At 70.7% G+C, this 564-nt stretch carries 1 protein-coding gene; it reads right to left on the reverse strand.

What is annotated here, in order from left to right:
• Positions 1–564, reverse strand: a 564-nt coding sequence (locus tag I6F37_RS38550; protein WP_225154151.1) for an aldehyde dehydrogenase family protein, incomplete at both ends; no start/stop codon positions are given.

The following is a 564-nucleotide window of genomic DNA, read 5'->3' on the forward strand; positions in this document are numbered from 1 at the left end:
CACCATCCCCGCCTCCAGCTCGTCCGTGAAGCGCCGCGCCTCGGCCGCGTCGCGCGTCCAGACGGAGCTGCCCAGGCCGAACTGTGTGTCGTTCGCCAGCCGGACGGCCGCGTCTGCGTCGGGGACGCGGTGGAGGAGGGCGACGGGACCGAACACCTCCTCCGTGTACGCCGGCGAATCCTTCGGGATGTCGGTGAGGATCGTGGGCGTGTAGTACCACCCCGGCCGGTCGGGCGCCGATCCGCCGGTCAGCACGCGGGCGCCCATCTCCACGCTCTTCCGCACCTGCTCCGCCACCTCGTCGCGGATCGCCTCCGTCACCGGGCCGACCCCGAGCTCGACGCCGTCGACCGACCGCAGTGGTGTCACCTCCGCCGCCGTCCCGCACATGAACACCTCGTCGGCGAGATAAAGGTCGGACCGGATCAGGCTCTTCTCGACCACCTCGTAGCCCAGGCTCCGGGCGATCTCACCGACGGTGTCCCGCGTGATGCCGGGCAGGATCGACGTCGACAGGTCGGGCGTGGCTATGACGCCGTCCCGGACGACGAAGATGTTCTCGCC

The organism is Bradyrhizobium sp. NBAIM08 (genome assembly GCF_020193935.1).
GTDB lineage: Bacteria > Pseudomonadota > Alphaproteobacteria > Rhizobiales > Xanthobacteraceae > Bradyrhizobium > Bradyrhizobium yuanmingense.